This is a genomic window from Streptomyces niveiscabiei, from assembly GCF_001419795.1.
GTDB classification, from domain to species: domain Bacteria; phylum Actinomycetota; class Actinomycetes; order Streptomycetales; family Streptomycetaceae; genus Streptomyces; species Streptomyces niveiscabiei.
Genome location: NZ_LIRL01000112.1, coordinates 1 through 8690, shown reverse-complemented (window position 1 = coordinate 8690; position 8690 = coordinate 1). Strand labels below are relative to the sequence as shown.

Sequence of the window (8690 nt, the reverse complement as noted above, 5' to 3'; positions counted from 1 at the left end):
GAGATCATCCGCGGCGTCGAGGAGGTCGCGCACGCGGCCGGCGTCGGCACGGTCGTCTCGGCGATCCACGGCCGCACCGGCGACGCCCGCGAGTGGATGCGCAACCTGAGGGCCCGCGCCTCGGGCGGCGTCATCCTGGTCACCTCGGACCTGGAGCCCACGCTGCACGAGGAGTTGAGGATCCTCGGCGTCCCCCTGGTGGTCGTCGACCCGACGGGCACGTACGCGGACGGCGTCCCGGTGATCGGCGCCGCCAACTGGTCCGGCGGCCTCGCCGCGACGGAGCACCTGCTGGCCCTGGGCCACCGCAGGATCGGCCTGATCGCGGGCCCCCCGAGACTCCTGTGCTCCCGCGCCCGTTACGACGGCTACCGCGCGGCCCTGGAGGCGGCGGGCGTCCCGGTGGACGACGCCCTCGTCGTACCCGGCGACTTCCAGTCCGCGTCGGGCTTCCGGGGCACGGGCACCCTCCTGGACCTCCCGGACCCGCCGACGGCCCTGTTCGCGACGAGCGACCGGATGGCGCTCGGCGCGGTGGAGGCGCTGCGCCAGCGGGGCCTGCGCGTCCCGCAGGACATGAGCGTCGTCGGCTTCGACGACCTCCCCGAAGTCCGCTGGTCCGCCCCGCCGTTGACGACCGTCCGCCAACCCCTCGCCGACATGGGCAAGTTGGCCGTCCGTACGGCCCTGCGCCTGGCGCACGACGAGCATCCCGACTCGCCGCGCGTCGAGTTGGGCACGGAACTGGTGGTGCGGTCCAGCACCGCACCACCAGCCCGCCCCTGAAACCCTCCTACTTGAGCGCGTTCCGGAGCGCGAAGTAGGCGGGTTTCGGCTTGAGTTGCTCGTCCCAGGGGAGAGCGGCCCCTTCACCGGGGAAGACGGCCGGGATCCACGAGTACTTGTCCGTGTAGTCCCAGATCGTGATGCCCACGCAGCGCCGCACCGACAGGCACGCGTCGGTCATGTCGGCGTACCACTGGGCCTGTTGGGCGAGTTTCTCCTCGGTCGCGGGCACGAACATCCGCACGTCGACCTCGGTGAGCGCGGTGTCGAGCCCCAGCCGGGAGAAGCGGCGGAGGTTGTCCTCCAGGGTCGTCGGATAGCCGTACTGGAGGGCCAGGTGCGCCTGGAGGCCGATCCCGTCGAGCGGCACGCCCTGGGCCTTCAGCTCCTTGGCGAGCTTGTAGTAGGCGTCGCTCTTGGGGCCGACGGCCTCGATGTTGTAGTCGTTGAGGTACAGCTTGACGCGCGGGTCGGCCTGCCGGGCCCAGCGCAGCGCGTCGGCGATGTAGCCGGGGCCGAGGGTCTTGTAGAAGATGGTCTCGCGGTAGGTGCCGTCCTCGTTGAACGCCTCGTTGACGACGTCCCAGGCGTACAACTTGCCCCGGTAGTGCCGGACTTCGGTCTGGATGTGGTTCTTGAGGACGGCCCGCAGCTCGGCCGCCGTCCACTCCTTGCCGGTCAGCCAGTCCGGGAGCTGGCTGTGCCAGACGAGGGTGTGGCCGCGCACCCGCTGGTGGTTGGCGCGGGCGAGGTTCACGATCTCGTCGCCGGCGGTGAAGTCGAAGACGCCCTGCTGGGGTTCGGTGGCGTACCACTTCATCCCGTTGCCCGGCGTGATCATGTCGAACTCGTGGCCGAGGATCTTCGTGTAGGGGGCATCGGTGAGTTCGGGGTTGTCGGTGGCGCTGCCGAAGTAACGCCCGTGCCGTTGGGCGAGGTCGGCGAGTGTCGCCTTGTGGTGCTGTTCCCCGGCCTGGGCGGCGGGGCCGCTCGCGACGCCGGCGGCGACGAGGGCGGCGGCGAGCGCCCCGGCGAGTCTGAGACGGGTGCGGACGAGCATGCTGCGACTCCTCAAGGGGGGTGAGCCGTACATGAGTTGGCCGGGTCAGCCTTTGGAGGCCCCGGCGGTGAGCCCGCCGACGAGCTGGCGCTCGGCGACGGAGTAGAACGCCAGGGCGGGCACCATGGCGAGGACGAGGTAGGCGAAGACCCGGGCGTACTCCGAGGAGTACTGCCCCTGGAACTGCTGGACCCCGATGGGGATCGTCCACCAGCTGGGGTCGGTGAAGACGAGCAGCGGCAGCAGGAAGTTGTTCCAACTCCCCACCACGGCAAGGACGGAGACGGTTCCGAGGGCGGGCCGGGCCATCGGCAGCAGCACCCGCCAGAAGAACCCGAGCGGCCCGCAGCCGTCGAGGGTCGCCGCCTCCTCCAGCTCCGCCGGGATCTCCCGGAAGAACCCGCGCAGGATGACGATGGTCACCGGTATCCCGAACGCGGCCTGCGGCAGGATCACCCCGAGCGGGTTGTCCAGCAGGTCGAGGGAGCGCAGCAGCAGGAACAGCGGCAGCGCGACGACCGCGAAGGGGAACATCAGCCCCATGGTGAACAGCGTGAACAGCGCCTCCCGCCCCCGGAAGGAGAACCGCGCGAAGGAGAACGCGGCGAGCGCGGAGACCCCGACCACCGCCACGGTCGTCGCGACGGCGATGAAGGTGCTGGACCCGACCATCCGCCAGAACGAGCTGGACCCGAGGATGTCGGTGTAGTTGGAGGTGATCCACTTCTCGGGCAGCCCCACGGGGTTGCGGGAGAGTTCGTCGGTGGTCTTGAACCCGGACAGCACCGCGTACAGCAGCGGTACGGCCATCATGGCGCCGACCATGACCAGGACGACGTGCAACGGCAGACTGCGCCAGCGCCTCTTCACGCGCCGCCTCCTCGCATGGTCGTGGTGGCCCCCTCCAGGTCCCGGCGCAGGACGTAGCGCTGGTAGATGAGGGCGAAGACGAGACTGATGACGAACATCGCGACGCTGATCGCGCTGGCGTAGCCGACCTGGTAGCGCTTGAAGCCGTACTGGAACAGCGACACGGCCATGGTCTCGGAGTGGTGGTCGGGCCCGCCGCCGGTGGTCACCCACACCAGGTCGAAGAGCTGGATCGCGCCGATCACCGACAGGAACACGCTGATCCTGAGGGTCGGCGCGAGCAGCGGCAGCGTGATGGAGCGGAACCGCTGCCAGGGCCCGGCGCCGTCGATGAGCGCGGCCTCCTTCAACTCGGCCGGGATGGACTGGAGTCCGGCGAGGTAGAGCATCATGTGGAAGCCGAAGTACTTCCAGGTCATGACGAGGAAGAGCGTCGCGAGCACGGTCGAGGGGTCGGAGAACCACTCCCCGCCGAGCCCGTCCAGCCCGATCCGGCCGAGGAGTTGGTCCGCGAACCCGTCGTCGGGCGCGAACAGCATGCTGAAGAGGATGCCGGTGATCGCCTCGGAGAGGATGTACGGCGCGAAGAACAGCATCCGGTAGACGGCCCGCCCGCGCAGTTTCTGGTTGAGCGCGACGGCGAGGGCGAGCGCGAACGGCAGCTGGACGACGACGGAGAGCCCGATGATCACGGCGCCGCGCCCCAGGTCCCCGATGAACACGGAGTCCTGGAGCAGCCGCGTGTAGTTGTCGAACCCGATGGCCTCGGAGGGCCACCCGAACCCGCCCCAGCGGAAGAAGGACGCGTACACGGCGAACAGCATCGGCAGCAGCACCAGCACGCCGAACAGCACGAGCGCGGGCACCTGGAACGCGAAGGCGGTGAACCAGTGCGCGATCCGCCGCCGGGAGCGCGCACGCCGGGAGACGGGCGGCTCCTTCACCGCCGTACCCCGCTCCTCCTCGACGAACGTCGAGGTCACTGCTCTTCCTTGGCGGTCTTCGTGATCGCCTCGGTGACCTGCTTCGGCGACTTGGACCCGGCGATGAGCCCGGCCACGCTGTCGTTGACCTGCTGCCCGACGGCGGGCGCGTAGGCCTGGTCGAGGTAGAGCTGGAACCCGGTGGCGGCCTTCAACTGGGCCTGTACGGCGGAGAGGTTGGGGTCCTTGAGCGCGGACTCGGCGGCGGGCACGACCGGCAGCGCCCCGGTCTTGGAGACGAGTTCGATGTCGGTGGCCTCGGAGGCGAAGAACTTCAGGAAGTCCACGGCCGCCTGGGGCGCGCCCTTGCGCAGCGCGTGGCCGCCGCCCCCGCCGAACACCTCGGTGATCGCGCCCTTGCCGCCCTCGACCGCGGGGAAGGGGAAGAACCCGAGGTCGGCGCCGATGCCCTTGCCCGCGTCGGCCTCGACGGTGGGCGCCCACTGGCCCATCAGCTCCATCGCCGCCTTGGCGTTGCCGACGGCCGCGGCCTGCCCGGTCGGGGTGGAGTAGGCGGCCCCGAGGAACCCCTTCTGGAACGGCTGGAGGTCGATCAGCGCCTGGAGGTGCTGCCCGGCCTGCACGAACCCGTCGCCGGTGAAGTCCTTGTCTGAGTCGGCCTTCTGGAGGGCGTCGAGCCCGGCCGTACGCATCGCGAGGTACGCCCAGTAGTACATCCCGGTCCAGCTCTCCTTGCCGGCGAGCGCGAGCGGGGTGACCCCGGAGGCCTTCAGCTTCCGTACGGCGTCGAGGAATCCGGACCAGGTGGTGGGCGGCGCGGCGATCCCGGCCTTCTTGAACAGCGCCTTGTTGTACCAGAACCCGATCATGCCGATGTCGAACGGGATGCCGTACACCTTGTCGTCGATGAGGTACGGCGCCTTCGCGACCGGCAGCAGGCCGTCGGACCAGGGCTTGGTGCGGTCGGTGAGGTCCTCGACGAGCCCGGCGTCGACCTGCTGTTTGAGGACGCCGCCGCCCCAGGTGTGGAAGATGTCGGGGAGCTTGCCGGAGGCGGTCTGCGCCGTCATCTTGGATTTGTAGGCGTCGTTCTCCAGCTGGACGATCTTGATCTTGACGCCCGGGTTCTGGCTCTCGAACTTCTTGGCCAGAGCCGCCCAGACGTCCTTGGCGGGCTGGGTCGTGGAGATGTTCCACCACTCGACGGTGGTCGTGCCCCCGGACGATCCCCCGTCCGAGTCGCCGCCGCAGCCGCTCAGCGCCGTCACGCCCAGACCGGCCGCGGCGGAGGCTCCCAAGAAGCCTCGGCGGGAGAGTGCCGGGTCGCCCATTGTGCTCTCCTCGATTGATCGAAAGTTTCGTAGCAGATCCAGAAAGCTTCGCTGCTGCCGCACCCTAGAGACAGCCTCCGAGCGGAGGCAACCCCTTGAACACGGTCAATTCGAAGGCCAGTTGGAGAACGCTCCCCAGCCCGTTCCACGGAAGCCACCCCAAGACGGTTCGAAACATTCGGCTCGAACGGCGAACATTACGAAATCGCAGCCTTCGCCGACGATGACACTGGGTGTCCACTCCCCCGTACGGCCCAGTCCACCTCCACGGCCTCACACCCGCCCCGACCAGGCCAGTCTTAACGCAAGCTTGACGCCGCCCACCCCCCGAACCCCAGGCCCGCGTGTCACTCTCTGCTTACGCTGTAGCCGCCGTCCGCGTGATGGCCGGAACCGCACCCGCGCCGCACCCCTGGAGCACCGCCGATGGCCACGACCGAACGACCAGCACCCAGCCGCCTCAGGGCCTGGATGCTGGAGGGCCTGTCCGACATGGGCAAGGGCCGGACGGCCGAGAGCGACCAGGGCGAGAGCGAGCAGAAGCCCGAGGTCCACCGCGGCCAGCCCTGGTACCGCGTCATGTGCCTCACCGGCGTCGACTACTTCTCCACCCTCGGCTACCAGCCCGGCATCGCCGCCCTCGCCGCCGGGCTCCTCTCCCCGGTCGCGACGATCGTCCTCGTGATCGTCACCCTCGCGGGCGCGCTCCCCGTCTACCGCAGGGTCGCCGAGGAGAGCCCGCACGGCGAGGGCTCGATCGCGATGCTGGAGCGCCTGCTCTCCTTCTGGCAGGGCAAGCTGTTCGTCCTCACCCTGCTGGGCTTCGCCGCGACCGACTTCCTCATCACGATCACCCTCTCCGCCGCCGACGCCTCCACCCACCTGGTGGAGAACCCGCACCTCACCAGCGCCCTGCACGGCAAGCAGATGCTGATCACCCTGGTCCTGGTCGCGCTGCTCGGCGCGGTCTTCCTCAAGGGGTTCCTGGAGGCGATCGGCGTCGCGGTCGTCCTGGTCGGCGCCTACCTCACGCTGAACGTCGTGGTCGTGGCCGTCGGACTGTGGCACGTCATCACCGCCGGCCATGTGGTCACCGACTGGTCCAACGCGCTCACCACAGAGCACGGAAACGTTTTTGCGATGGTCGGCGTCGCCCTGATCGTCTTCCCTAAGCTCGCCCTCGGCCTCTCCGGCTTCGAGACCGGCGTCGCCGTCATGCCGAACGTCAAGGGCGACCCGGACGACACCGAGGAACGCCCCGCGGGCCGCATCCGCGACACCAAGAAGCTCCTCACCACCGCCGCCCTCATCATGAGCGGCTTCCTCATCGCCACCAGCTTCATCACCACCCTCCTCATCCCCGAGAAGGAGTTCAAGACCGGCGGCGACGCCAACGGCCGCGCGCTCGCCTACCTCGCCCACGACTACCTCGGCAGCGCCTTCGGCACGGTGTACGACGTGTCGACCATCGCCATCCTCTGGTTCGCCGGCGCCTCCGCGATGGCGGGCCTGCTCAACCTGATGCCGCGCTACCTGCCCCGGTACGGCATGGCCCCGCACTGGGCCCGCGCCGTGCGCCCCATGGTCATCGTGTTCACGCTGATCGCCTTCCTGGTGACCTGGATCTTCGACGCCGACGTCGACGCGCAGGGCGGCGCGTACGCCACCGGCGTGCTCGTCCTCATCAGCTCGGCCGCGATCGCCGTGACCATCGCCGCGCACAAGGCGGGCCAGCGCAACTGGACCATCGGCTTCGGCGTCATCGCCGCCGTCTTCCTCTACACGACGGTCGCCAACGTCATCGAACGCCCCGACGGCGTCAAGATCGGCGCCTGCTTCATCGCCGGCATCATCCTCGTCTCCCTGCTCTCCCGCCTCGCCCGCGCCTTCGAGCTGCGCGTCACGAGCGTCACCCTCGACCCGATGGCGGAACGTTTCGTACGGGACATGGCGAGCCGCAAGATCCGCCTGATCGCCAACGAGCCGGACCGGCGCGACGTCGCCGAGTACCGCGAGAAGATCGAGCAGATCCGCGAGGACAACGACATCCCCGGCCAGGAGGACTACGTCTTCGTCGAGGTCACCGTCACCGACCCCTCCGAGTTCGAGGCGAGCCTCACCGTACGGGGCGAGGTCCTGCACGGCCGCTACCGCGTCCTGACCCTGGAGCACTCCTCCATCCCCAACGCCCTCGCGGCCCTCCTGCTGCACATCCGCGACTCCACCGGCTGCACCCCGCACATCTACTTCGAGTGGACCGAGGGCGGCCCCTTCACCAACTTCCTCCGCTTCTTCCTCTTCGGCCAGGGCGAGGTGGCCCCGGTGACCCGCGAGGTCCTCCGCGAGGCAGAACCGGACCGCGCCCGCAGGCCGAGGGTCCACACGGGCTGAGATCCGTACGCGGCTCTGTCGGGCCCGGGGTCGCCGTACCAGCTCAGGAGCGTCGTACGGCGACCTATCGTGACCGCATGCACTCCTACACCATCGGCCAGGCCGCCCGTCTCCTGGGCGTCAGCCCCGACACCGCACGCCGCTGGGCGGACGCGGGCCGCTTCACCACCCACCGCGACGACGCGGGCCGGCGCCTCGTCGACGGCACCGACCTGGCCGCGTTCTCCGTCGAGCTGGCCCGCTCCGACGGCGACGAGACCCCCTCGCACACGTCCGTCCGCAACGCCTTCCCCGGCATCGTCACGGCCGTGAAGCTCGGCGACGTCGCCGCCCAGGTCGAGATCCAGGCGGGCCCGCACCGACTGGTCTCCCTGCTCACCCGGGAAGCGGTGGAGGAGCTGGGCCTCGAAGTGGGCATGGAGGCGACGGCCCGGGTGAAGTCGACGAACGTCCACATCGACCGGACCTGACCACCCTCGCGGGAGCGCACATACCAGCCGGATCACCCATTACCCCAGCTCATGCAATGAGACAGGCCATCTACGGCTAGCAGATGCGGCAGTATCATCATCACGGCCGTCAGCCGACCCGTCTCCGAGGAGTACCCGTGATGACCCGTCCCGCGCCCCGCCCCCGCCGGCTGCTCCAGGTGACCGGCGCGGGGGTCGCCGCGCTGCTGACGCTGAGCGCGTGCTCCTCGGACTCCACGCCGGCCCCCGGCACACCCCCGTCCGCCTCCGGCAAGGTGTCCGGCACCGTCACCGTCTTCGCCGCCGCCTCCCTCAAGGAGACGTTCACCGCGCTCGGCGAACAGTTCGAGAAGGCCCACCCCGGTACNNTGTTCGCCGCGGCCAGCACCAAGACCATGGCCATCGTCACCGACAAGAAGGACAACGCCACGACGCCGGTCACCTTCGTCCGCAACCAGCTGGAGATCGCCACCCTGCCGGGCAACCCCGACAAGGTCACCGGCCTCAAGGACCTCACCAGGGCCGGCCTCAAGGTCGTCCTGTGCGACAGGACGGTGCCCTGCGGCGCCGCGGCCGACAAGATCCTCACCGCGACGGGGGTCGAGGTCACACCCGTGTCGTACGAGCAGGACGTCAAGTCCGCGCTCACGAAGGTCGAGCTCAAGGAAGCGGACGCGGCCCTCGTCTACAAGACCGACGTCCACGCCGCCGGCGCGTTGGGGGCGTCCTTGAGGAGGGTGATCGGGTAGTCGTTCACGGCCTGGGAGGACTCGGGGAAGTCGATGCCCTGGACCTTGGCGCCGGCGGCGTGGACGTCGGTCTTGTAGACGAGGGCCGC

Annotated in this window: 8 protein-coding genes and 1 pseudogene; 5 read left to right on the top strand and 4 right to left on the bottom strand. The window is 69.5% G+C overall.

Annotation, left to right across the window (positions count from 1 at the left end):
* Positions 1–786: substrate-binding domain-containing protein (locus tag AOK24_RS06685; RefSeq protein ID WP_055719128.1), on the top strand; the 786-nt coding region annotated here is incomplete at its 5' end.
* A gap of 7 nt (positions 787–793) precedes the next feature.
* Here the strand turns inward: AOK24_RS06685 and AOK24_RS06680 are convergent.
* Genes AOK24_RS06680 through AOK24_RS06665 form a run of 4 tightly spaced genes read right to left on the bottom strand, consistent with a single transcriptional unit; the run spans position 794 to position 4991 of the window.
* Complete coding sequence (locus tag AOK24_RS06680; RefSeq protein ID WP_055719127.1) at positions 794–1846, bottom strand: endo-1,4-beta-xylanase; 1053 nt, start codon at positions 1844–1846, stop codon at positions 794–796.
* A 45-nt stretch (positions 1847–1891) separates the two neighbouring features.
* Positions 1892–2671 (bottom strand): carbohydrate ABC transporter permease, encoded by a 780-nt coding sequence (locus AOK24_RS06675; RefSeq protein ID WP_055719129.1) that lies wholly within the window; start codon positions 2669–2671, stop codon positions 1892–1894.
* 41 nt (positions 2672–2712) lie between these two features.
* On the bottom strand, positions 2713–3699 hold the full coding sequence (locus tag AOK24_RS06670) for a carbohydrate ABC transporter permease (protein ID WP_055719126.1): 987 nt from the start codon (positions 3697–3699) through the stop codon (positions 2713–2715).
* Positions 3696–4991: an extracellular solute-binding protein gene (locus AOK24_RS06665; protein WP_055719125.1), complete on the bottom strand. Its 1296-nt coding sequence runs from the start codon at positions 4989–4991 to the stop codon at positions 3696–3698. Before AOK24_RS06665 ends, AOK24_RS06670 begins: the two co-directional genes overlap by 4 nt.
* 426 nt (positions 4992–5417) lie before the next feature.
* Between AOK24_RS06665 and AOK24_RS06660 the strand changes: the two genes are divergently transcribed.
* The 4 genes and pseudogenes from AOK24_RS06660 to AOK24_RS50275 form a co-directional block, all read left to right on the top strand.
* Positions 5418–7382, top strand: a complete 1965-nt coding sequence (locus AOK24_RS06660) for an APC family permease (protein ID WP_055719124.1) — start codon at positions 5418–5420, stop codon at positions 7380–7382.
* Positions 7383–7459: 77 nt separating this feature from the next.
* Positions 7460–7852, top strand: coding sequence for a TOBE domain-containing protein (locus tag AOK24_RS06655; protein WP_055719123.1), 393 nt, complete (start codon positions 7460–7462; stop codon positions 7850–7852).
* 140 nt (positions 7853–7992) lie between these two features.
* Positions 7993–8219, top strand: a pseudogene (locus AOK24_RS50280) (molybdate ABC transporter substrate-binding protein); the annotation flags it as partial.
* Positions 8220–8221: 2 nt separating this feature from the next.
* Positions 8222–8601 (top strand): substrate-binding domain-containing protein (locus AOK24_RS50275; RefSeq protein ID WP_240553700.1); only part of this gene is annotated, 380 nt, incomplete at its 5' end.
* Positions 8602–8690: the final 89 nt, after the last annotated feature.